The organism is Ochrobactrum sp. AN78 (assembly GCF_029909885.1).
Classification (GTDB): domain Bacteria; phylum Pseudomonadota; class Alphaproteobacteria; order Rhizobiales; family Rhizobiaceae; genus Brucella; species Brucella quorumnocens.
The window spans coordinates 582,457-604,581 of the sequence record NZ_JASAMU010000001.1; the positions used below are offsets into that span (position 1 = coordinate 582,457).

Consider the following 22,125-nt stretch of genomic DNA (forward strand, 5'->3'; position numbering starts at 1 on the left):
AGCGGCGGCCCTAGTGCCGCCGCTTGCACCTTTATGCCAATGCGCATATCTGGGTAGGGTCTTCTTTGTCTGAGGGTGCGGGTCTCAGGGATTCGTGTCGGCAGAGGGGGAGGGCCGGAGACTTTTCACCGGAGAAATTTAATGGCATCGGCTGCTGAACAGCTAGTTTCCAATCTCAATTTTTCGGCTTTCTCGAAAGCTGAAGAACTCAAGAAGCGCATCTGGTTTACACTGGGCGCTTTGCTCGTGTACCGGTTTGGAACGTATATTCCGCTTCCCGGGATCAATCCTGAAGCGCTTGCGCAGGCATTCCAGCAGCATAGCCAGGGTGTTCTTGGGCTTTTCAACATGTTCGCCGGTGGTGCTGTTGGTCGTATGGCCATTTTCGCACTTGGCATCATGCCCTATATTTCCGCTTCCATCATCGTGCAGCTCATGACGTCGGTTGTTCCGACTCTTGAAGCGCTGAAGAAGGAAGGCGAGTCGGGCCGCAAGATCATCAATCAGTACACGCGCTACGGTACAGTGCTTCTCGCACTTGTGCAGGCTTACGCGATTTCTGTTGGTCTTCAGTCGGGTAACGGCATCGTTACAAATCCTGGACCAATGTTCTTGGTTTCGTCGGTCATCACGCTCGTTGGTGGTACGATGTTCCTGATGTGGCTGGGTGAGCAGATCACTGCGCGCGGTATCGGTAACGGTATTTCGCTCATAATTTTCGCCGGTATTGTCGCAAACCTTCCACACGCTATTTCCGGTACGCTGGAACTGGGCCGTACGGGCGCTCTGTCCACAGGTCTGATCCTTGGCGTTATCATTTTGGCTATCGCGCTTATTGCGATCATCGTCTTTGTTGAACGTGCACAGCGTCGCCTTCTGATCCAGTATCCGAAGCGCCAGGTTGGTAACCGCATGTTCCAGGGCGATACATCGCATCTGCCGCTCAAGCTAAACACGGCTGGCGTTATTCCTCCGATCTTTGCTTCGTCGCTTCTGCTGTTACCAGCGACTGTTGCAGGTTTCGCAAATACGGCCGAAATGCCGGCGTGGGGTACGACCATTCTCAATGCTCTCGGTCATGGTCAGCCACTTTATATGCTGTTCTATGCTGGGTTGATGGCATTCTTCTGCTTCTTCTACACGGCTATCGTGTTCAATCCCAAGGACACGGCTGACCAGCTTAAGAAGCATTCCGGCTTTATTCCGGGTATCCGCCCGGGCGAACGTACAGCAGAGTATATAGACTATGTGTTGACACGCATTACGGTTGTCGGCGCCATCTATATCGTGCTTGTCTGTCTTCTGCCGGAATTCCTGATTTCCGCGACCGGTGTGCCATTCTATCTTGGCGGTACTTCGCTGCTGATCGTGGTCAGCGTGACACTCGACACAGTTGCGCAAATTCAGGGACATCTTGTTGCCCATCAGTATGAAGGGTTGATCAAGAAGTCCAAACTCAGAGGTGGGAAACGTAATAAATGAGACTGATACTTCTTGGGCCGCCCGGAGCAGGTAAGGGGACGCAGGCTGGACTTCTTACCAAGAAGCATGGAATACCACAGCTTTCGACTGGCGACATGCTGCGTGCAGCAGTCGCTCAGCAAAGCGAAATCGGGAAGCGCGCCAAGGCCGTTATGGATGCGGGTCAGCTGGTTTCCGACGAGATCGTGAATCAGATCGTATCCGAGCGCATTGATGCGCCAGATTGCGCAGCTGGTTTCATTCTCGACGGTTATCCTCGTACTGTGCCTCAGGCACAGGCACTTGGCGAAATGCTCGTTGGTAAAGGTCTCAAGCTCGATGCAGTAATCGAGCTCAAGGTCGATGAGAACGCATTGGTCAACCGGATGGAGAACCGGGTGGCTGAAACGATTGCAAAGGGTGGTCAGGTTCGTTCTGACGATAACCCGGAAGCTTTCCGTAAGCGTCTTGTTGAATATCGCGAAAAGACATCACCGCTTTCCAGCTATTATGCAGGAACCGGTGAACTCCGGGTCATCAATGGTATGGCTCCGGTTGAAGAAGTTACTGCCGAAATCGAGAGAATTCTTGTTCCGGCGTAAGGCTTGAAAATACCACCAGAGTGCCTACTGGTCTGATTTTATCAGATCGGCGCTCTGGTTTTTATTGAAAGCATAATCTTATCGACCCTCGTTTCGCTTCGGTTGGATGGTGCTCTTAAGAATTGCGGACAGAAGTGCATTTTATGTTTTTCGGTCCGCTTATCGCTTTCAAAAGTTTCTTTTAATGTCTGCGAAGTTGCTTTGGCAGCTTTACGGACAGTTAAGAGTTGACTTTTTCTGGCGATTCCGTCAAAGACTGCGCCACTTCAATGGTTTTTGAATGGTCGGCTGCGGCGGAAATTGAAAAAGGCCGTTGCCGGTCAATTTATGCTGTCTCGGGGATAAGTCCCTTAGGTGGAATTTATTACAACTCAAGGAGAACAGACGTGGCACGTATCGCTGGCGTCAACATCCCGACGAACAAGCGCGTTGTTATTGCGCTTCAGTACATCCACGGGATTGGACCGAAATTTGCTCGGCAGATCGTAACGAAGGTTGGCATTGCCGACGATCGTCGCGTTAATCAGCTGTCGGATGCTGAAGTACTTCAGATCCGTGAAGCAATCGATGCTGACTACCGGGTCGAAGGTGACCTGCGTCGTGAAGTTTCGATGAATATCAAGCGCCTGATGGACCTTGGCTGCTACCGCGGTCTGCGTCATCGTCGTTCGCTGCCTGTTCGCGGTCAGCGTACGCATACCAATGCACGTACCCGTAAGGGTCCTGCAAAGGCTATCGCAGGTAAGAAGAAGTAATATCGACGGAACGTTTTCGTTCCGTCGGACTCAGCCGGTACGCCGGTCGGGTTCGGTGCTGGTCCTTGAGCTTGTCTTCAATGGACCGGTGTAGCCGCTGGAACTACGGCGGTGTAGAGATCGATTTGAGAGGACTATTATGGCTAAGGAAGCCCAGCGCGTTCGCCGCCGCGAACGTAAAAACATCTCGTCGGGCGTTGCCCACGTAAATTCGACGTTTAACAACACCATGATTACCATCACGGATGCACAGGGCAATGCAATTGCCTGGTCTTCCGCAGGTGCTCAGGGTTTCAAGGGTTCGCGTAAGTCGACCCCGTTTGCCGCACAGATCGCTGCTGAAGATTGCGCCAAGAAGGCTCAGGAACATGGCATGCGCTCCCTCGAAGTCGAGGTTTGCGGACCGGGCTCTGGCCGTGAATCTGCGCTGCGCGCCCTTCAGGCTGCCGGCTTTGTGATTACGTCGATCCGCGATGTTACGCCGATCCCGCACAACGGCTGCCGTCCGCGCAAGAAGCGCCGGGTCTGATTTTCGTTTTTATGCCGCATGAGCCCTGGATTAAGTCAAATTAGTTCCGGGGCTCCTCTGCGGTTCTTCACAAGATCGCTACGATAGGATGGTAGCGACGGTTGATAGAGGAAAACCACATGATCCAGAAGAACTGGCAGGAACTGATCAAGCCGAACAAGGTGGAATTCAACACCAACGGCTCTCGCACGCTTGCAACCGTCGTTGCTGAGCCGCTGGAACGCGGTTTTGGTCTGACGCTTGGTAACGCACTGCGTCGCGTGCTTCTGTCGTCGCTGCGCGGCGCTGCCGTGACCGCCATTCAGATTGATGGCGTTCTGCATGAATTCTCTTCCATTCCGGGTGTCCGCGAAGACACCACGGATATCGTTCTGAACGTCAAGGAAATCGCCATCCGTATGGAAGGTGAAGGCCCGAAGCGCATGGTTGTCCGCAAGGAAGGCCCGGGCGTTGTTACGGCTGGTGACATTCAGACCGTTGGCGATGTCGAGATCCTTAATCCGGATCACGTCATCTGCACGCTGGATGAAGGCGCTGAAATCCGCATGGAATTCACCGTTAACACCGGTAAGGGCTATGTGCCTGCCGACCGTAATCGTGCGGAAGATGCTCCAATCGGCCTTATTCCGGTTGACAGCCTTTACTCGCCGATCCGCAAGGTATCGTACAAGATTGAGAACACCCGTGAAGGTCAGGTTCTCGATTACGACAAGCTGACGCTCAACATCGAAACCAATGGTTCCGTGAGCGGTGAAGATGCAGTTGCTTATGCAGCGCGCATTCTTCAGGACCAGCTCGCGGTCTTCGTCAACTTCGAAGAGCCACAGAAGGAAGCTCCGCAGGAACAGGTTGCGGAACTGGCTTTCAACCCGGCTCTGCTCAAGAAGGTAGACGAGCTCGAATTGTCGGTACGTTCGGCAAACTGCCTGAAGAACGACAACATCGTCTACATCGGCGATCTGATCCAGAAGACGGAAGCCGAGATGTTGCGGACTCCGAATTTCGGCCGCAAGTCGCTCAACGAGATCAAGGAAGTTCTGGCATCGATGGGTCTCCATCTTGGTATGGAAATCCCAGCCTGGCCGCCAGAAAACATCGAAGATCTCGCCAAGCGCTACGAAGACCAATATTAAGACCGGCATATCCCGGTACGTTACGAATTAAAGGAGAAGGCCATGCGCCACGGTAATGGACAGCGTAAGCTGAACCGCACTGCCTCGCATCGCAAGGCAATGTTCGCCAACATGGCGGCTTCGCTCATCGAGCATGAACAGATTGTGACCACGCTTCCTAAAGCTAAGGAAATCCGTCCAATCGTAGAAAAGCTTGTCACTCTCGGCAAGCGCGGTGACTTGCATGCACGTCGTCAGGCGATTTCCGCCATCCGCGACGTACAGCTCGTTGCTAAGCTGTTCGACACACTTGCTACTCGTTACGCAACCCGTAACGGCGGCTACATCCGCATCATGAAGGCTGGCTTCCGTACTGGTGACAATGCGCCAATGGCAGTTGTCGAATTCGTTGAGCGCGATGTCGATGCAAAGGGCAAAGCTGATCGTGCACGCGTTGAAGCTGAAGCTGCTGCAGAAGCAGAAGCAGCGTAATCTTACGCGACAGAGCATATAAAAAGGGTCGCCTAGTGCGGCCCTTTTTTTGCGTTTGCAGCTCGTTTCGATTTGACTGAATCGGATCGGCGCGTCTCAATTATTTGTTTTCACGCGCAACTTTTCCGAAGATCGTTTTGCACGTTTCGGAATGCGCTCGAGAAGCATTTTGATCTTCCTATCATGGTGCCCTGATAGTCGGTCATAATTCATTACCAAGCTGTAATGCGTTTCGCCTTAATCCAGCCCTTTATACTTGGCCTTGTTACCTCCATATTGCCGGTATTGCTCCGCGGAATCGGAGGCTGGATTAAGGAAACTGGAGTTTGCGAATGAATTGGCTACGTTATGGGATTACGGGTCTGGTTCTTGCTTCCATCAGCACGGTCACATTGCCTGTGATGGCGCAGGAAACTGCCGTTCCGGCTCAGGGCACACAGATACCTCTTAGTCGTGCAGATATGCAGCTTTCCTTTGCTCCTCTTGTGAAGGCAACAGCACCAGCCGTCGTCAATGTTTATGCGGCACGCCAAGTGCAGCAACAGCAATCACCGTTTGCTGGCGATCCGTTTTTCGAACAATTCTTTGGCAAACAATTTGGCGGCGGTGGCAAATCACGAACCGAACAATCCCTCGGCTCAGGCGTCATCGTCGATGCATCGGGTATCGTGGTGACTAATAATCACGTCATCAAGGATGCTGACGAGATCAAGGTCGCGCTGTCGGACGGGCGTCAGTTTGAGAGCACGGTTCTTTTGCGTGACGAAACCACAGATCTGGCTGTGCTGAAAATTGAAGCAAAGGAGAACTTTCCGGTTCTGGCGCTTGGAAACTCCGATGAAGTTGAAGTAGGCGACCTGGTTCTGGCGATCGGTAATCCATTTGGGGTTGGTCAGACGGTGACAAGCGGTATCGTTTCGGCTCAGTCGCGCACGCAGGTTGGGGTTTCTGACTTCGATTTTTTCATCCAGACAGATGCTGCGATCAATCCCGGTAACTCTGGTGGCGGTCTCATCGACATGCGCAGTCGTCTGATTGGCATCAATACGGCAATTTTCTCGCGTTCAGGTGGTTCTGTGGGCATTGGCTTTGCCATTCCATCGAACATGGTGCGCGCAGTTGTTGATGCTGCATTGAGCGGTAGCACGAGTTTTGAACGCCCTTTCATTGGTGCAACCTTCCAGAATATTACACCTGATGTTGCCGAAAGCCTCGGCATGGATAAGTCGTTCGGCGTGCTTGTAACGGCTGTGATCAAAGGTGGTCCGGCAGAAGAAGCAGGACTGAAGGTCGGTGACGTTGTCATGTCGGTTCAGGGTGTGCGGGCTGATAATGTTGATGTGCTTGGGTATCGTCTATCGACAGCTGGTATAGGAAACACCGTCACGCTGGATATCGTTCGCAATGGCAAGGATAGCAAATTGCCGGTGAAGCTTGCGAAGGAACCTGAGACAAAGCCACAGCAAAAGCAGACAATCAAAGGCGACAATCCATTTGAAGGTGCTGTGGTTGAAGAGCTTACTGCGTCGATGGCTTCGAAGATGCGGATGCGTGATGGGGCACGTGGCGTCATCGTTACAGACGTGATTGTTAACTCACAAGCAGCGCGACTTGGTCTACGTCAACGCGACATTATTCGCGGTATTAACGGTAATCCAATCCGCACGATTAATGATCTAACTGCCGCGTTAAACAGTGGACGCGGTTTGGCATGGCGGCTTGAGGTGGAACGCAATGGCGCATTGATCCGCCAGTTTGTACGCTAGAGCATTTCCTGTTTAAGATGAATCGTTAGAAATGCCTCTACTATTTGTTTTAACGCATGTCTTTATCTCAAAAAACGGGTCCCACTTCTGGGAGACATGCTTTAATACCAAACCCCAAACTGTTGCATGTCGTTTCAGGCGGGACTATGCCTGAAACGACATTTGTTTTTGAGCATCGAGCGAAGCGTAATGAGCGACCTTTTTTCCAATGCGGTGGATCCGCAGGCGGACCGTAACAGGCCGCTTGCTGATCGTTTGCGCCCGCGTCATCTATCGGAAGTGACAGGGCAGGAACATCTGACCGGACCGGAAGGTGTGCTAACACGAATGATCGCCTCTGGTTCGCTTGGGTCTATGATCTTCTGGGGACCTCCGGGAACCGGCAAGACAACAGTTGCACGATTGCTTGCCGGTGAAACCGAGCTTGCCTTTGAGCAGATTTCGGCAATTTTTTCCGGCGTGGCTGATCTGAAGAAGGTGTTTGAATCTGCGCGTGCGCGGCGCATGTCGGGTCGTCAGACCCTGCTGTTTGTGGACGAAATTCATCGCTTCAATCGCGCGCAACAGGATAGTTTCCTGCCTGTGATGGAAGATGGTACGGTTATCCTGATAGGTGCCACGACAGAAAACCCTTCGTTTGAACTGAATGCCGCTTTGTTGTCGCGGGCGAGGGTGCTGACATTTCATCCTCACGACGGAACAAGCATTGCGACGCTTCTCACGCGCGCGGAAGAGCAGGAAGAACGTCCACTGCCGCTCGATGAGGATGCACGGGCAAGCCTCATTCGGATGGCCGACGGTGACGGCCGCGCGGCGTTAACGCTCGCTGAGGAAGTGTGGCGTGCCGCTCGACCCGATGAAGTGTTTGATGCGGAGAAGTTGCAGGAGGTGGTTCAGCGCCGCGCTCCTGTTTATGACAAGGGGCAGGATGGGCATTACAACCTGATTTCGGCTTTGCATAAGTCGGTGCGTGGGTCTGATCCGGATGCTGCACTCTATTATCTTTGTCGCATGTTCGATGCAGGCGAAGACCCACTTTATCTGGGGCGTCGGCTGGTTCGAATGGCTGTGGAGGATATTGGTCTTGCTGATCCGCAGGCGCTTGCAATTTGCAATGCGGCCAAGGATGCTTATGACTATCTTGGCTCGCCGGAAGGTGAGCTCGCTTTGGCGCAAGCCTGCGTTTATCTCGCGACAGCACCTAAATCCAACGCGGTTTATATGGCTTACAAAGCCTCTATGCGCGCCGCCAAGGAAAATGGATCACTGCTCCCGCCCAAGCATATACTGAATGCACCGACCAAGCTTATGAAGAATGAAGGCTACGGAGATGGTTATGCTTATGACCATGATCAGCCAGATGCGTTCTCAGGTCAGGACTACTTCCCGGAAGTGATGGGGAGACAGGTTTTTTACGATCCGCCGGAGCGTGGTTTTGAGCGAGAAATTCGCAAAAGGCTCGACTACTGGTCACGTCTGAGAGCAGAGCGCCAGGGTAGGCGCTGAAACTACCGCGACAACTGCGCTTCGATGGCCGATTTGTCGATGACGGACCAAACTTTATCGATTTTGTAATCGACGAATTCGTAAAAGACATTCTCCGAAAACTGGATCTTTTTGCCGTTGACCGGCAGACTGAGAAAACTTCCGATTGGCGTGCAGTCAAAATCAAGACGACTGGCAATAATCGGCGGTTCAGCAACCAGCAATCCGATGTTGAAGCGAAGATCAGGTATTTGCTGATAGTCGCGGATAAGCATTTCCCGATACCCAGTAAGACCCAAATGTCGACTGTTATGTTGGGCTGTTTCTGCAACGAAATGATGTAGCGACGGCCAATCCTGAGCATTCAGGCAGGAAACATATCCGTTGTAAGCGGCGCGAAGCTTTTGCACGTTCATTACTATTCCTCCAGCCAGCTTGTTCCTGCGTTTTTATAGCGAAATATTGCTCACTTGGCCTCTCATTCAAGAGCGCCAATCATTGCCCAGACGGTATAGGTCACAATTCGGCCTTCATCGAGCACGGTAAACTGCTGTTCTGTGCAATCGTTAGTCGTACTCCACAATCAAAGACAGGGCTTGATTTATCAATGATTTCAACAATCCGGCAACCTTGAGAAGTGACGGTAAACTTTACAGTAACCATAATAAATTCAACGTTTTAATTTAATTCCTCTTTAATATTTACGTTTTATCAATTTTTAAAAGCAACGAGGTTTCCCCATGACGCGCGTTTTGTTTCTCGTCGCGCTCGTTATTCTTGGTGGCTGCGCGACCGCTCCACGGCAGGTCAGTAATGTTTGCGCAGTCTTTGATCAACGCGACGGCTGGATAAATAATTGGCAGAAGGACGCGACCCGCACTTCGCGTGAGTTCGGTGTGCCGGTCCATGTTCTGATGGCGACAATCTATACCGAATCCGGATTCCGCCCTTATGCGCGTCCGCCGCGCACCAAGCTGCTCGGATTTATCCCATGGAAGCGCGCTTCCAGCGCCTATGGTTATTCTCAGGCACTAAATGGAACGTGGGATCGCTATAAGCGGGAAACCGGGCGCTGGACTGCATCACGAAGCAATTTCAGCGACGCTATTCACTTCATCGGCTGGTATCATTACCAGAGCTACCAGAAGAATGGCATTAACCGGGCAGATGCGTACAGTCTCTATCTCGCTTACTATTCCGGGCATGGAGGCTATTCGCGCGGTGTCTGGCGTGGCAACGCAACCGCGCTGAATGGTGCGAAACGTGCCCAGTCGATGGCCAATCGTTATGCTACACAGCTGCGTTCTTGTGGGCGCATTGGGTAAGGCACTAGCGATCAATTGATCGGTGATCTGTTGCAATCAGAACAAAACGCGTTTTAAAAGTCGCGGATGGGGATTTAAAGACACCATCCGGCCTTAATCGAAGTTATCATTCGCGACGAATCGACAATTGAGGATGACCTATACATGCTGAAAAAAATCGGGATTGCCCTTATCGGTGCCACATTTCTGGCAGGCTGCACGACCGACCCTTATACTGGCGATCAGAAGGTGTCGAACACCGCTGGCGGTGCTGCAATTGGTGCGGCTGTCGGTGCGCTCGGCGGCTTGATGGTTGGTGGTTCCAGCCGCGCACAGCGCAACGCTGTTCTGATCGGTGCTGGTATTGGCGCGCTGGGTGGCGGCGCTATCGGCAATTACATGGATCGCCAGGAATCCGAGTTGCGCAACCAGCTGCAGGGAACCGGCGTTTCGGTTACGCGTAATGGCGATCAGATCATCCTGAACATGCCATCGGCCATCACTTTCGATACCGATCAGGATCAGGTTAAGAGCCAGTTCTACCCAACGCTTAATTCCGTTGCGATCGTGCTTCGCAAGTTCAACCAGACTCTTGTCGACGTTCTCGGTCACACCGACTCAACCGGTAGCGCAAGCTATAATCAGGGTCTGTCGCAGCGCCGCGCTTCTTCGGTTGCAAGCTATCTTGGTTCGCAGGGTATCGATCCACGTCGCTTTGCAGTCATCGGTTATGGTGCGAGCCAGCCAGTCGCTACCAACGCAACGCCAGACGGACGCGCGCAGAATCGTCGCGTAGAAATCCAGATTTCGCCGCTGCGTGGCGCTAGCTCCTAAATTAGAGAATCGGATTTAATCCGCATCGTGACGCAGCTCTTTGCAAGAAGTGCTGCGTTTTTTATGCGTAGATTGCGAATCGAACCGCCCGACCACACATTTTTTAGAACTAAAGCGTGGACAGTCTTGCAAATTACAAGTTTCTAATTAAATGGAACAATAATAGAACAAAAATATTAAACATATAGAAATCAATATCTTGTCCTTATTGCAAAATGAGAACAAAACAGATACAAATAGATATTGGCAATGAGCCCGCCGGGCTTCTAGCGAGACAAGAGGATGGTGTAAGATGTCTCAGAATTCATTGCGACTTGTTGAGGAAAATTCAGTGGACAAGACAAAGGCTCTCGATGCGGCTCTGTCGCAGATCGAACGGGCGTTCGGCAAAGGCTCGATTATGCGCCTTGGTCAGAATGATCAGGTTGTAGAGATTGAAACGGTGTCGACCGGTTCGCTTTCTCTCGATATAGCATTGGGCGTCGGCGGTCTGCCCAAGGGACGTATCGTAGAAATTTATGGTCCGGAAAGCTCGGGTAAGACGACGCTTGCGCTCCATACCATTGCAGAAGCTCAGAAAAAGGGCGGCATCTGTGCATTTGTGGATGCGGAACATGCGCTTGATCCGGTGTACGCCCGCAAGCTTGGTGTTGATCTTGAGAATCTGCTGATCTCGCAGCCTGATACTGGCGAACAGGCGCTTGAAATCACGGATACGCTTGTGCGTTCCGGCGCCATTGATGTTCTGGTTATCGACTCGGTTGCAGCTCTGACACCACGTGCGGAAATTGAAGGTGAAATGGGCGATTCTTTGCCTGGCCTTCAGGCACGATTGATGAGCCAGGCATTGCGTAAGCTCACCGCTTCGATCTCACGTTCGAACTGCATGGTGATCTTCATCAACCAGATTCGTATGAAGATCGGTGTCATGTTCGGTTCGCCTGAAACGACGACTGGCGGTAATGCGCTTAAGTTCTACGCATCGGTGCGTCTCGATATTCGCCGTATTGGTTCGATTAAGGAGCGTGACGAAGTTGTGGGCAACCAGACCCGCGTGAAGGTGGTCAAGAACAAGCTTGCACCTCCATTCAAGCAGGTTGAATTCGACATCATGTATGGTGCAGGCGTTTCCAAGATGGGCGAATTGGTCGATCTTGGCGTCAAAGCCGGTGTTGTTGAGAAGTCGGGCGCATGGTTCTCCTATAATTCCCAGCGTCTGGGGCAGGGCCGTGAAAATGCCAAGCAGTATCTCAAGGATAATCCGGAAGTTGCGAAAGAAATCGAAACGACGCTCCGTCAGAATGCCGGGCTGATTGCCGAGCAGTTCCTTGAAGATGGCGGTCCAGAAGCGGATGATGGTCCGGAAGCTGCAGAAATGTAAAATTCGTCTTGTGACGAAACAGATGAAAGCCCTGCGCATAGCGCGGGGCTTTTGCTTTTAAGCTTATAGCGGTTCCAGCGACAGCTGAATCTTTGGAACCACTGTAACGAGTTGTTTTTGAGCGTTATCCTACGCAAAAGCGCATCGCGCTTTTGCTGGAAATGCCACAAACACTGTTGCATAGTTGTCGTTTTCATACTTTCCGGGAGAAATTGCTTTTATAGCGCACACTGCTTATCTGGACAGAAAAGCGGTGCCCCGTTAAAAGCGGTCAACCGAAACTCCACCTCACGGACTTTCCATGATCGGGCAGTCGAAGCGTGGCGGCATGAAAGTGCCGGACATCGTTGCAACCTTGCGGGTGGTGAAAAGATAATCGATGCGCCTTGTTGAGAGGTGCTTCTCATGCAGGGCAGAAAATGTCCAAGGGTGAATTATGGCTGGCGTCAACGAGATAAGGTCCACATTCCTCGACTATTTCCGCAAGAACGGACACGAGGTTGTTTCATCAAGCCCGTTGGTGCCGCGCAACGACCCAACACTCATGTTCACCAATGCGGGCATGGTGCAGTTCAAGAACGTCTTTACCGGTCTTGAACAGCGCCCATACAGCCGCGCGACCACTTCGCAAAAATGCGTGCGCGCCGGCGGCAAGCACAACGATCTGGACAATGTCGGCTACACGGCTCGTCACCACACGTTCTTTGAAATGCTCGGTAATTTCTCCTTTGGCGACTACTTCAAGGAAGAAGCGATCAGCCATGCGTGGAACCTGATCACAAAAGAGTTTGGCCTCAACAAAGATAAGCTCCTTGTCACCGTTTATCACACAGATGACGACGCTGCGAATTTCTGGAAGAAAATCGCCGGTCTTTCGGATGATCGCATCATCCGCATTGCGACGAGCGACAATTTCTGGGCAATGGGTGATACCGGCCCCTGCGGTCCTTGTTCGGAGATCTTCTACGATCATGGCGATCATATCTGGGGTGGCCCTCCCGGCTCCGCAGATGAAGACGGCGATCGTTTCATCGAAATCTGGAATCTTGTTTTCATGCAGTTCGAGCAGCTCTCTCCTGAGCAGCGCATTGATCTGCCACGTCCGTCGATTGATACGGGCATGGGTCTGGAACGTGTCGCGGCGGTTCTGCAGGGTGTGCATGACAATTACGATATCGATCTTTTCAAGGCATTGATCCGCGCATCGGAGGACGCAACTGGCGTTAAGGCTGAAGGCGATTTCCGTGCGAGCCATCGCGTTATCGCTGATCACCTGCGTGCATCGAGCTTCCTGATTGCCGATGGCGTTCTGCCATCGAATGAAGGCCGTGGCTACGTGCTGCGCCGCATCATGCGCCGCGCTATGCGTCATGCGCAGCTGCTCGGCGCAAAAGAGCCATTGATGTGGCGTCTGCTGCCAGCGCTCATCCGCGAAATGGGACAGGCCTATCCGGAACTGATCCGCGCTGAAGCATTGATCTCTGAAACCCTCAAGCTTGAAGAAACCCGTTTCCGCAAGACGCTGGAACGCGGTCTTGGTTTGCTTTCCGATGCTTCGGAAAGTCTGGTTGAAGGTGATCGCCTTGATGGCGAGACGGCTTTCAAGCTTTACGACACCTACGGCTTTCCGCTTGATCTTACACAGGATGCACTGCGCCAGCGCGGTGTGACAGTCGATACCGACGGTTTCAACGTCGCCATGGAACGCCAGAAGGCAGAAGCACGCGCCAACTGGACTGGTTCGGGCGAAGCTGCCACTGAAACCATCTGGTTCGGTATCAAGGATAAGGTCGGCGCGACCGAATTCCTTGGTTATGAAACCGAAAGCGCTGAAGGTGTGATCACTGCGCTTGTCCGTGACGGTGCAGAGGTTGCATCGGCTGCGGAAGGCGAAACCGTTTCTGTCATCGTTAATCAGACACCGTTCTACGGCGAGTCCGGTGGTCAGCAGGGCGATACAGGAACGATTTCCGGCGAAGGCTTTGCAATCACGATCAAAGACACGCAGAAGAAGGGCGAGGGCGTTTTCGTTCATACCGGCCAAGTCACCAAAGGTTCGGCCAAGGTCGGCGATGCAGTCGAATTGAAGGTAGACGCTGTGCGTCGTACACGCATTCGCTCCAACCACTCGGCAACCCATCTTCTGCATGAAGCGCTGCGCGAAACGCTCGGCTCACATGTCGCTCAGAAGGGATCGCTCGTTGCTCCCGATCGTCTGCGTTTCGACTTCTCGCACCCGAAGCCAATTTCGGCTGAAGAACTGACTGCTGTTGAAAATCTCGCCAATGAGATCATCCTGCAGAACGCACCGGTTTCGACGCGTTTGATGGCGGTTGATGATGCGATTGCTGAAGGTGCAATGGCGCTGTTCGGCGAAAAGTATGGCGACGAAGTTCGCGTTGTTTCAATGGGGACGGCTACGCACGGCGAAAAGGCTGGCAAGGCTTACTCTGTTGAGCTTTGCGGCGGCACGCATGTTCGTCAGACGGGTGATATTGGCCTCGTGCGTATTCTGTCCGACAGCGGTGTCGCTGCCGGTGTTCGCCGTATGGAAGCGCTGACGGGTGAGGCAGCTCGCCTGTACCTCGAAGAGCAGGACGAGCGCGTCAAGGCAATCGCCGGTGTTCTTAAGACGACGCCATCAGAAGCACTTGAGCGTGTCAACGCTCTGGTTGATGAGCGTAAGAAGCTGGAACGCGAGCTTACCGAAGCCCGCAGACAACTGGCGCTGAGCGGTGGTGCGTCTGATGGCGGCAGTGCTGTGGAAACCGTCAATGGCGTCAATTTCCTCGGCAAGGTTGTGACTGGCGTTTCGCCGCGCGATCTCAAGCCACTTGCTGACGAAGGCAAAAAGCAGGTTGGCTCAGGCGTTGTTCTCTTCATCGGTGTCGGTGAAGACGGCAAGGCAAGCGCGGTTGCTGCTGTGACTGACGATCTGGTTGGCCGTTTCAGTGCGGTTGATCTGGTGCGTGCTGCATCTGGTGCTCTTGGCGGTGCCGGCGGTGGCGGTCGTCCGGACATGGCGCAGGCCGGTGGGCCTGATGGCACGAAGGCAAGCGAAGCAATCGCTGCTGTTAAAGCGCTGATCGTCTGATTGTACTTAGATTAGAACTGCAGAAGGCCGGGTTTTCCCGGCCTTTTTCTTTATGCAGCATGCGCATTCCGACTATCGTCGGGAGCTTCTTCACGTTCATCGAGACCATAATCGCGTGAGACCTCTGCAATGCGCAAGCGGTAGTTTTCAAAGACACCACCTCGTCCCTTTGCCTGTGCGATCCGATGAGTGGGCAAGTTGCGCCACTGTTTGACAGCATCTTCGTCACGCCAGAAGGAGAGCGACAGCAATTTTTCTGGTTCAACCAGACTTTGAAAGCGCTCGATGGATATGAAACCATCGATTTTGACCAGATCAGCGCGCAGGCTTGCCGCGATATCAAGATATTGCTCGCGCCGCTCATCATCCGCAGGCCAGACTTCAAAAATAACAGCGATCATGGCTTGATAAACTCCGCATGTGGGGCCGATTGCAACTTGAGAAAGATACGCTCTTCCGAGCAGATAAACTGTTCGCGTTTTGCAAAATCATAATTTGCCTGACCGATTGGATCAGATGCAAGTCGCGCACGAAATGCTTCATAGGCGGCAAGATCTTCGACGGAATAGACGCCATAGGCCGTAGTAGTTGAACCCTCATGCGGACCGAAATAATCAATCAGGTTCGCGCCGCAACGTGGGCTTGCTTGTCCCCAATTGCGGCGCATATTCCGCGAAAGCTTCTGCTTTGTACGGGTCGATCTGATAGCGGATAAAGCAGGTAATCATCGTCGTCTCCTGAGTTGGTGGATTTGGTGGAGACTGTTTAGCCTATTGAAATGCGTCCATGCTTCGGTTAGCATCGAAGTATGAAAGACGGACCGATCATAGCTTCAGTTGCATCCCTGCTGGGTGATCCGGCGCGCGCAAACATGCTGACCGCGCTGATGGACGGGCGTGCTTTGACGGTAAGCGAACTTGCAGCAGCAGCAGGCGTGACGATTCAGACAGCCAGCGGGCATCTCTCAAAGCTTGATGCAGCCAATTTGCTCGTAGCCGAAAAGCAGGGCAGGCACCGTTATTTCAGGCTTTCAGGCACGGATGTGGCGCAGGTTCTGGAAGGACTTATGGGGCTTGCACAACGCACCGGCGCAGTGCGTGTTCGTACTGGTCCTAAGGACAATGCGCTGCGTAAGGCGCGAATTTGTTACGATCATCTGGCAGGCGAGCGCGGCGTTGAAATGCTCGACGCATCCCATAGGCTTGGACTGATCGATGATGCCAATGAACCTCTGCTTACCGATGAAGGGAAGTCATTTTTCTCTTGCCTCGGCATTGATGTGGATATGTTGCAAAAGGGTAAGCGACCGCTTTGCCGACATTGTCTCGACTGGAGCGAGAGGCGTAACCACCTCGGCGGTGCATTGGGCGCGGCGCTTTTGAAAAACTTCATCGATAAAGGCTGGGCGCGTCGGGAAGAAGGCCGGGTTATTGCATTCTCACCCAATGGAATCCAAGCTTTTGCAAAGACTTTCCAGCTCTGATTATTTCTTGGTAACCGCCGCTGCTGCGTCGTCGAGTTCATTGGCGCGTTTCATGGCCGGACGATCTTTCAAACGATCCCAATAGGCTGTAAAGGCTGGTTTTGGCGGCAATGTGCCAAAACGCAATCCCCAGCCAATATGTGAGCCGACATAGACATCGGCTGCAGTGAACCGGGTGCCGGTAATATAGGGGTGGCGGGAGACGGCATTCTCCAACGTACTTACGACGGTATCGTAATTGCCATAACCCACCATGCCTTGTTTGTCGGCGGGCACTTCATAGCCAAGCGCGTGGTTGGAGAGAGCTGCTTCGACCGGACCTGATGTGAAGAACAGCCAGCGATAGAAATCAGCACGCTCGTCGGGATGCGGGGCCAGTCCGGCCTCTGGGAAGGTCGTCGCGAGATAGGCGCAAATGGCTGCGACTTCGGTCACAATATCCTTGCCATGGCGAATTGCTGGAACCTTGCCCATTGGGTTGATGGAACAGTAATCGTGCCCTTTCATCGGTGGGCCAAAATCGAGGATCTCTACATCGTAAGGTTTGCCGATTTCCTCTAACATCCAGCGCGCAATGCGTCCGCGTGACATGGGGTTGGTGTAAAGCTTCAAATCGCTCATTGGTCATCCTCCCTGCAGGCTTGGCAACAGGATGCTCTTTCTCTCGCCAAAAAGAAACGGAAAACCGGCTTTTTTATAAGGCCTTACGATATTGAATGAATCCAGACTGTTGCGCGATGCTGTCATAGAGGCGACGTGCAGTTGCATTGCTTTCATGCGTGAGCCAATAGAGCCTCCCTGCGCCTTCTTCGCGCGCCAGATCAGCCACAGCGTCGATCAGGGCTGCGCCGGTGCCTTTTCCGCGCTGGCTGTTCTCGACATAGAGGTCTTGAAGATAGCAGGTCCATTTCGGTAGCCAGCAGGAGCGGTGAAAGATCGCATGCACGAAACCGACAAGACGTCCGTCGTCATCAAATGCACCTAAGACATGCATGGGTTCCGAAGCGTCTTGAAAACGCTCCCATGTGAGGTTCGTGGTTTCAGCTGGAATGTCGACTTCGTAAAAGACCTGATAAGCGCCCCACAATGGTTCCCATGCAGTCCGATCTTGCGGCGTTAATACCCGAATTGTCGACATATAGTCCTCCCTATTTCAACAAGGACAGACTATCTGGCAGGCCGACTGCTTGCGAGGGCAAATTGCTACGAACCAATAAAAAACGGCGGGAAAATCCCGCCGTTTTATCGTTTACCAGATAGGCTTACAGCGGCTCCAGTTCAGACAGAAGCGCTGAAGCCGCTGTAACTATTTGTTTTTATGCATGATCTAACGCAAAATCGCTTCGCGTTTTTTTTGCTGGAAATGCTTTAAGCAGCCATTGCCTTCTGGAGGTTTTCGTCGATCTTGTCGAGGAAGCCGGTGGTCGAGAGCCAAGGCTGATCTGGACCGATAAGCAGCGCCAAATCCTTGGTCATGAAGCCGGATTCAACGGTGTCTACGCAGACCTTTTCAAGCGTGTCGGCAAAGCGCTTCAGCTCAGCATTCTCGTCAAGCTTTGCACGGTGAGCAAGGCCGCGGGTCCATGCGAAGATCGAAGCGATCGAATTGGTCGAGGTTTCCTCGCCCTTCTGGTGCTGACGATAGTGACGGGTCACGGTGCCGTGTGCAGCTTCAGCTTCAACGGTCTTGCCATCTGGTGTCATCAGAACTGAGGTCATCAGGCCGAGCGAGCCGAAGCCCTGTGCCACGATATCGGACTGCACGTCGCCGTCATAGTTCTTACATGCCCAAACATAGCCGCCGGACCACTTGAGGGCCGAAGCAACCATGTCGTCGATCAGGCGATGTTCGTACCAGATCTTGGCAGCCTTGAACTTTTCAGCGAATTCAGCCTGGTAGACTTCTTCGAAGATGTCCTTGAAGCGACCATCATAGGCTTTGAGGATGGTGTTCTTGGTCGAGAGATAGACCGGGTAATTGCGCTGCAGGCCATAGTTCAGCGAGGCGCGCGCAAATTCACGGATCGATTCGTCGAGGTTGTACATGGCCATTGCCACGCCAGCCGCCGGAGCCTGATAGACTTCGTGCTCGATGGTCTCACCATCTTCACCGACAAACTTGATCGACAAGGTGCCCTTGCCGGGGAACTTGAAGTCGGTCGCGCGGTACTGGTCACCGAAAGCATGACGGCCAACGATGATTGGTTGCGTCCAGCCTGGAACCAGACGAGGAACGTTCTTGCAGATAATCGGTTCGCGGAAGATAACCCCACCGAGAATGTTGCGGATGGTGCCGTTTGGCGACTTCCACATCTTCTTGAGCTTGAATTCTTCAACGCGTGCTTCGTCCGGCGTGATGGTTGCGCATTTTACGCCGACGCCATGTTCCTTGATGGCATTGGCCGCATCAATGGTAACCTGGTCATTGGTTTCATCACGATGTTCTACTGACAGATCGTAATATTTCAGATCGATGTCGAGGTAGGGATGGATCAGCTTGTCCTTGATGAACTGCCAGATGATGCGGGTCATTTCATCGCCGTCGAGTTCAACGACCGGGTTCGCAACCTTGATTTTTGCCATTGATAAAGCCTCTCATTTAATGCGTCGCGACCGTATAGCATCGGTAACCGCGAAGGCAAAGTGTCAGAGGCTTATTCTTTGGCCTATAGCCAGATTCTCAGGTCAAAATTTTGGGAATTGCTATTTTAGGCAGCATGATGTGCGGGCTTTCGCCATGCTGAGTGCTGATCGCGATAGGATTCTCGTTCGTGCAGCAGAATTGCATCTGCGTCGAGCGTCGAAATTGCTGTTGCTTTGTCTGTTGGGACAAGACCACTGACCTGCAGTGCCAGATATCGGCCACAGCAAACACGCAGGAACGATGCAAAATTATCCAGATCATGGCCCTCGGCCCGCGATTCACCATAGAGACGACCAAGCAGGCGATTAACGGTAAGATCATCGCGCGCAGCAATATCTTCCAGTGCCCACCAGAAGAAGTTTTCGAGCCGCACACTGGTTACCACCCCATCAATACGCAACGAGCGTGTGACGCTTTGCCAAAGTTCCGGGTCTGCCCCGATGAACAATCTGCACATGGTTTCCTCCCGAAATCTCTCCAACCATAATGTCGCGTAGATTTTGTCTGCCTGCAACCGGATTAGAGTTGCAGGCAGAAATTCAACTAACTGTGCGTGATGTTGGTGCCGAGAACTTTGAGAAATTGCGACAACCATGCTGGGTGGGCAGGCCAGGCAGGCGCTGTCACCAGATTGCCATCAGTAACAGCTTGATCAACTGGGATATCCGCATAAGTGCCACCTGCGAGTTCTACTTCTGGGCGACAGGCAGGATAGGCCGAGCAGGTACGGCCTTCGAGAACGCGGGCGGCGGCCAGAAGCTGTGCGCCATGGCAGACAGCCGCAACAGGTTTGTTGGCTTCAAAAAAATGTTTGACGATTGCTATGACTTTATCATCGAGGCGCAAATATTCCGGTCCTCGCCCACCGGGAATGACGAGCGCGTCATAGCTTTCAGCCTTCACGTCGGCGAATGTTGCATTGAGGGTGAAGTTATGGCCCGGCTTTTCGGTATAGGTCTGGTGGCCCTCGAAGTCGTGAATGGCTGTCGCAATGGCATCGCCTGCCTTTTTGCCGGGGCATACAGCATGGACCTTATGGCCAACGGCGAGAAGCGTCTGGAACGGAACCATTGTTTCGTAATCTTCGCAGAAATCGCCGCAGATTATGAGAATCTTTTTGCCGGACATGATTTTCCTCCCTGTAAACTTCGATGTCGGTGCCAACAGTCTGGCATGGATGGGAGGCAGACTGGTGTTATTCCGCTACTACACCTGAATTTCCAGATCGGATGTAAGGGGAATCTTTGCGATTTTCTGTCAATTATGTCAGGGAAGCGCCACGATCCTAAAGCATCAGAGCGTATCGCACTTAATTTTACCGGATTTGATCGCTCTGATTTCTTACAATTGTCGCATGGTCGCGGACGCTGAATGAGACTTTTAGCTGCGCCATGCTTTAGCGGAAAATATCATGGCAGGAACAGACAAACAGCGCACGCTGATCACCGAAGGACCGGCGATCATTCTGGTTAACCCGCAATTGCCGGAGAATATCGGCATGGTAGCGCGCGCCATGGCGAATTTTGGTCTTGCCGAGTTACGACTTGTCCAGCCACGTGAAGAATTTCCGAGCGAAAAAGCGCGTGCCGCTGCCAGCAAAGCGGATCATATCATCGATAATGCGGTTGTTTACGAGGATCTGCCCTCAGCGATTTCTGACTTGAACTTCGTTTACGCAACAACGGCACGCGAACGCGATGGCTTCAAGCAAGTGCGTAGTCCTGTGGAAGCGAATGGCGAGTTGCGCCGTCGTTTTACTGCTGGAGAGAAGACGGGTATTCTATTTGGTCGCGAACGTTTCGGCTTGAGCAACGAAGAAGTTGGCCTTGCCGATGAGTTGGTGACTTTCCCTGTTAATCCGGCATTTGCCTCGCTCAATATCGCACAAGCCGTGCTGCTGATGTCTTATGAATGGATGAAGTCTGGTCTCCAAACCGAAACCGATACGGTTTTCCGTGGACCGGAAATGGAAGCGGCGCCCAAGCTGGAATTGCAGAGTCTTTTCAATCATCTGGAAGAAGCGCTTGATATCAGGGGCTATTTCCGCCCCGAGGCGAAGAAAGAAATCATGGTCAACAATCTGCGTTCGGTGCTGACGCGCGCAGGTTTTGCATCCGCAGAACTCAAGCTTCTGCGTGGCGTCATCACCTCGCTTGATGTTTTCACACCCAAAAAGCCGCGCGGTTCAGGTGCACCGGAAAGCCGGGCCCGCAAGCCCGCAACAGAGGACAAGGCTGAATGAAACACGCTCCCGCAGCTGATCGTTTCGAAACGTCGACCGCCACGTATGAAAAGCCCATATTGGTATTTGATAGTGGCATTGGCGGCTTGACGGTTTTGAGGGAAGCGCGGGTGCTGATGCCTGACCGTCGGTTTGTCTACATTGCGGACGATGCCGGTTTTCCTTATGGCGGATGGGAAGAAGAAGCGTTGCGCGTGCGCATTGTTGAGCTTTTTGGCAAATTCATCGCGGAGCACAATCCAGAAATTGCGGTCATTGCCTGCAATACCGCGTCGACTTTGGTGTTAGATGATCTGCGCCGTGCTTATCCGGACGTGCCTTTTGTCGGTACTGTTCCTGCGATCAAGCCCGCCGCTGAGCGTACATCATCTGGGCTGGTTTCCGTTCTGGCTACGCCTGGGACAGTGAAGCGCGCCTATACTCGCGATCTGATCCAATCGTTTGCCACGCAATGTCATGTGCGTCTGGTCGGAGCTGACCGGCTTGCTGCGGTCGCTGAGGCGCATATTCGCGGTGAAGAAATCGACGAGGTGCTGGTTATTGAACAGATTACGCCGTGCTTTGTCGAAAAAGATGGCGAGCGCACGGATATTGTTGTGCTCGCCTGCACGCACTATCCATTTCTCGCAAATGTGTTTCGGCGACTGGCTCCCTGGCCGGTTGACTGGCTTGATCCTGCGGAAGCGATCGCACGGCGCACCGTATCGCTTTTGCCATCACGTGAGATCAATAAAGAGTTGCATCATCACAATGATCTTGCGGTCTTCACCTCTCAAAAGCCTGACTATGCCATTCGTCGATTGATGCAGGGCTTTGGATTGCAGTTCGCTTAGAGCCCGTTTCGATCTAATTGAATCGGATCGGCGCTATATCTCTTTGTGTTGTCGCGCAACTTATCCAAAAATCGTTTCTCACTTTTTGGGATGCGCTCTAATGTAGCC

Annotated in this window: 22 protein-coding genes and 1 pseudogene; 15 read left to right on the forward strand and 8 right to left on the reverse strand. The window is 52.8% G+C overall.

Annotation, left to right across the window (positions count from 1 at the left end):
• The first annotated feature begins 141 nt into the window (after positions 1-141).
• The 8 genes from secY (at position 142) to QBD00_RS02840 (ending at position 8,223) form a co-directional block, all read left to right on the forward strand.
• Positions 142-1,482 carry a preprotein translocase subunit SecY gene (gene secY, locus QBD00_RS02805; protein WP_095446806.1) on the forward strand — a complete coding sequence of 447 codons (1,341 nt, stop codon included), beginning with the start codon at positions 142-144 and terminating at the stop codon, positions 1,480-1,482.
• A complete protein-coding gene (locus QBD00_RS02810; RefSeq protein ID WP_095446805.1) occupies positions 1,479-2,063 on the forward strand; it encodes an adenylate kinase in 585 nt (194 codons plus the stop codon). Before secY ends, QBD00_RS02810 begins: the two co-directional genes overlap by 4 nt.
• Positions 2,064-2,449: 386 nt before the next feature.
• Positions 2,450-2,818 (forward strand): 30S ribosomal protein S13, encoded by a 369-nt coding sequence (gene rpsM / locus QBD00_RS02815; RefSeq protein ID WP_094577430.1) that lies wholly within the window; start codon positions 2,450-2,452, stop codon positions 2,816-2,818.
• A 139-nt stretch (positions 2,819-2,957) separates the two neighbouring features.
• The gene (gene rpsK, locus QBD00_RS02820) at positions 2,958-3,347 is read left to right on the forward strand and encodes a 30S ribosomal protein S11 (protein WP_094577429.1); all 390 of its coding nucleotides are present in this window, start codon (positions 2,958-2,960) and stop codon (positions 3,345-3,347) included.
• Positions 3,348-3,466: 119 nt separating this feature from the next.
• Positions 3,467-4,480, forward strand: a complete 1,014-nt coding sequence (locus tag QBD00_RS02825) for a DNA-directed RNA polymerase subunit alpha (RefSeq protein ID WP_024897029.1) — start codon at positions 3,467-3,469, stop codon at positions 4,478-4,480.
• A gap of 42 nt (positions 4,481-4,522) precedes the next feature.
• Positions 4,523-4,951, forward strand: a complete 429-nt coding sequence (gene rplQ / locus QBD00_RS02830; protein ID WP_095446804.1) for a 50S ribosomal protein L17 — start codon at positions 4,523-4,525, stop codon at positions 4,949-4,951.
• Between the two features lie 332 nt (positions 4,952-5,283).
• Positions 5,284-6,717, forward strand: coding sequence for a DegQ family serine endoprotease (locus QBD00_RS02835; protein WP_318578589.1), 1,434 nt, complete (start codon positions 5,284-5,286; stop codon positions 6,715-6,717).
• A gap of 189 nt (positions 6,718-6,906) precedes the next feature.
• A complete protein-coding gene (locus tag QBD00_RS02840; RefSeq protein WP_151093613.1) occupies positions 6,907-8,223 on the forward strand; it encodes a replication-associated recombination protein A in 1,317 nt (438 codons plus the stop codon).
• A 2-nt stretch (positions 8,224-8,225) separates the two neighbouring features.
• Here QBD00_RS02840 and QBD00_RS02845 read toward each other — a convergent pair whose 3' ends face one another.
• Positions 8,226-8,618 (reverse strand): ester cyclase, encoded by a 393-nt coding sequence (locus QBD00_RS02845; protein WP_318578590.1) that lies wholly within the window; start codon positions 8,616-8,618, stop codon positions 8,226-8,228.
• Positions 8,619-8,942: 324 nt separating this feature from the next.
• Between QBD00_RS02845 and QBD00_RS02850 the strand changes: the two genes are divergently transcribed.
• The 4 genes from QBD00_RS02850 to alaS all read left to right on the forward strand — a co-directional run bounded on the left by QBD00_RS02850 (position 8,943) and on the right by alaS (position 14,815).
• Positions 8,943-9,527, forward strand: a complete 585-nt coding sequence (locus QBD00_RS02850) for a transglycosylase SLT domain-containing protein (RefSeq protein WP_264231094.1) — start codon at positions 8,943-8,945, stop codon at positions 9,525-9,527.
• A gap of 144 nt (positions 9,528-9,671) precedes the next feature.
• Positions 9,672-10,340: an OmpA family protein gene (locus tag QBD00_RS02855; RefSeq protein WP_094577423.1), complete on the forward strand. Its 669-nt coding sequence runs from the start codon at positions 9,672-9,674 to the stop codon at positions 10,338-10,340.
• A 292-nt stretch (positions 10,341-10,632) separates the two neighbouring features.
• On the forward strand, positions 10,633-11,721 hold the full coding sequence (gene recA, locus QBD00_RS02860; protein WP_024897036.1) for a recombinase RecA: 1,089 nt from the start codon (positions 10,633-10,635) through the stop codon (positions 11,719-11,721).
• A gap of 436 nt (positions 11,722-12,157) precedes the next feature.
• Positions 12,158-14,815 (forward strand): alanine--tRNA ligase, encoded by a 2,658-nt coding sequence (gene alaS / locus QBD00_RS02865; protein WP_318578591.1) that lies wholly within the window; start codon positions 12,158-12,160, stop codon positions 14,813-14,815.
• Positions 14,816-14,865: 50 nt separating this feature from the next.
• Here the strand turns inward: alaS and QBD00_RS02870 are convergent, their stop codons facing one another.
• Together QBD00_RS02870 and QBD00_RS02875 are read right to left on the reverse strand one after the other, a co-directional pair.
• Positions 14,866-15,216 carry an antibiotic biosynthesis monooxygenase gene (locus tag QBD00_RS02870; RefSeq protein WP_318578592.1) on the reverse strand — a complete coding sequence of 117 codons (351 nt, stop codon included), beginning with the start codon at positions 15,214-15,216 and terminating at the stop codon, positions 14,866-14,868.
• Positions 15,213-15,543, reverse strand: a pseudogene (locus QBD00_RS02875) (NIPSNAP family protein). Before QBD00_RS02875 ends, QBD00_RS02870 begins: the two are co-directional and overlap by 4 nt.
• An 80-nt stretch (positions 15,544-15,623) precedes the next feature.
• Between QBD00_RS02875 and QBD00_RS02880 the strand changes: the two are divergent.
• Complete coding sequence (locus QBD00_RS02880; RefSeq protein ID WP_318578593.1) at positions 15,624-16,298, forward strand: winged helix-turn-helix domain-containing protein; 675 nt, start codon at positions 15,624-15,626, stop codon at positions 16,296-16,298.
• On the opposite strand, the gene QBD00_RS02885 is transcribed toward QBD00_RS02880, so the two are convergent.
• The 5 genes from QBD00_RS02885 to QBD00_RS02905 form a co-directional block, all read right to left on the reverse strand.
• Positions 16,299-16,919, reverse strand: a complete 621-nt coding sequence (locus tag QBD00_RS02885) for a glutathione S-transferase family protein (protein WP_095446795.1) — start codon at positions 16,917-16,919, stop codon at positions 16,299-16,301. It abuts the gene before it with no gap.
• Positions 16,920-16,992: 73 nt separating this feature from the next.
• Complete coding sequence (locus QBD00_RS02890; RefSeq protein ID WP_318578594.1) at positions 16,993-17,436, reverse strand: GNAT family N-acetyltransferase; 444 nt, start codon at positions 17,434-17,436, stop codon at positions 16,993-16,995.
• 230 nt (positions 17,437-17,666) lie between these two features.
• A complete protein-coding gene (locus QBD00_RS02895; protein WP_095446793.1) occupies positions 17,667-18,881 on the reverse strand; it encodes an NADP-dependent isocitrate dehydrogenase in 1,215 nt (404 codons plus the stop codon).
• Between the two features lie 125 nt (positions 18,882-19,006).
• On the reverse strand, positions 19,007-19,399 hold the full coding sequence (locus tag QBD00_RS02900) for a ribbon-helix-helix domain-containing protein (protein ID WP_095446792.1): 393 nt from the start codon (positions 19,397-19,399) through the stop codon (positions 19,007-19,009).
• 86 nt (positions 19,400-19,485) lie between these two features.
• On the reverse strand, positions 19,486-20,070 hold the full coding sequence (locus QBD00_RS02905) for a DJ-1/PfpI family protein (RefSeq protein ID WP_318578595.1): 585 nt from the start codon (positions 20,068-20,070) through the stop codon (positions 19,486-19,488).
• Between the two features lie 283 nt (positions 20,071-20,353).
• Here QBD00_RS02905 and QBD00_RS02910 point away from each other — a divergent pair, with 283 nt between their 5' ends.
• Together QBD00_RS02910 and murI are read left to right on the forward strand one after the other, a co-directional pair.
• The gene (locus tag QBD00_RS02910; protein WP_095446790.1) at positions 20,354-21,184 is read left to right on the forward strand and encodes an RNA methyltransferase; all 831 of its coding nucleotides are present in this window, start codon (positions 20,354-20,356) and stop codon (positions 21,182-21,184) included.
• Positions 21,181-22,017: a glutamate racemase gene (murI, locus tag QBD00_RS02915; RefSeq protein ID WP_318578596.1), complete on the forward strand. Its 837-nt coding sequence runs from the start codon at positions 21,181-21,183 to the stop codon at positions 22,015-22,017. Before QBD00_RS02910 ends, murI begins: the two co-directional genes overlap by 4 nt.
• The last annotated feature ends 108 nt before the right edge of the window (positions 22,018-22,125 follow it).

Coding starts and splice junctions, on each gene's coding strand:
- QBD00_RS02810 (WP_095446805.1), top strand. CDS start 1,479: ATGAGACTGATACTTCTTGGGCCGCCCGGAGCAGGTAAGGGGACGCAG.
- rplQ (WP_095446804.1), top strand. CDS start 4,523: ATGCGCCACGGTAATGGACAGCGTAAGCTGAACCGCACTGCCTCGCAT.
- QBD00_RS02900 (WP_095446792.1), bottom strand. CDS start 19,399: ATGTGCAGATTGTTCATCGGGGCAGACCCGGAACTTTGGCAAAGCGTC.
- QBD00_RS02835 (WP_318578589.1), top strand. CDS start 5,284: ATGAATTGGCTACGTTATGGGATTACGGGTCTGGTTCTTGCTTCCATC.
- QBD00_RS02870 (WP_318578592.1), bottom strand. CDS start 15,216: ATGATCGCTGTTATTTTTGAAGTCTGGCCTGCGGATGATGAGCGGCGC.
- murI (WP_318578596.1), top strand. CDS start 21,181: ATGAAACACGCTCCCGCAGCTGATCGTTTCGAAACGTCGACCGCCACG.
- QBD00_RS02890 (WP_318578594.1), bottom strand. CDS start 17,436: ATGTCGACAATTCGGGTATTAACGCCGCAAGATCGGACTGCATGGGAA.
- secY (WP_095446806.1), top strand. CDS start 142: ATGGCATCGGCTGCTGAACAGCTAGTTTCCAATCTCAATTTTTCGGCT.
- QBD00_RS02825 (WP_024897029.1), top strand. CDS start 3,467: ATGATCCAGAAGAACTGGCAGGAACTGATCAAGCCGAACAAGGTGGAA.
- alaS (WP_318578591.1), top strand. CDS start 12,158: ATGGCTGGCGTCAACGAGATAAGGTCCACATTCCTCGACTATTTCCGC.
- QBD00_RS02895 (WP_095446793.1), bottom strand. CDS start 18,881: ATGGCAAAAATCAAGGTTGCGAACCCGGTCGTTGAACTCGACGGCGAT.
- rpsK (WP_094577429.1), top strand. CDS start 2,958: ATGGCTAAGGAAGCCCAGCGCGTTCGCCGCCGCGAACGTAAAAACATC.
- QBD00_RS02845 (WP_318578590.1), bottom strand. CDS start 8,618: ATGAACGTGCAAAAGCTTCGCGCCGCTTACAACGGATATGTTTCCTGC.
- QBD00_RS02880 (WP_318578593.1), top strand. CDS start 15,624: ATGAAAGACGGACCGATCATAGCTTCAGTTGCATCCCTGCTGGGTGAT.
- QBD00_RS02905 (WP_318578595.1), bottom strand. CDS start 20,070: ATGTCCGGCAAAAAGATTCTCATAATCTGCGGCGATTTCTGCGAAGAT.
- QBD00_RS02850 (WP_264231094.1), top strand. CDS start 8,943: ATGACGCGCGTTTTGTTTCTCGTCGCGCTCGTTATTCTTGGTGGCTGC.
- QBD00_RS02840 (WP_151093613.1), top strand. CDS start 6,907: ATGAGCGACCTTTTTTCCAATGCGGTGGATCCGCAGGCGGACCGTAAC.
- recA (WP_024897036.1), top strand. CDS start 10,633: ATGTCTCAGAATTCATTGCGACTTGTTGAGGAAAATTCAGTGGACAAG.
- QBD00_RS02910 (WP_095446790.1), top strand. CDS start 20,354: ATGGCAGGAACAGACAAACAGCGCACGCTGATCACCGAAGGACCGGCG.
- QBD00_RS02885 (WP_095446795.1), bottom strand. CDS start 16,919: ATGAGCGATTTGAAGCTTTACACCAACCCCATGTCACGCGGACGCATT.
- QBD00_RS02855 (WP_094577423.1), top strand. CDS start 9,672: ATGCTGAAAAAAATCGGGATTGCCCTTATCGGTGCCACATTTCTGGCA.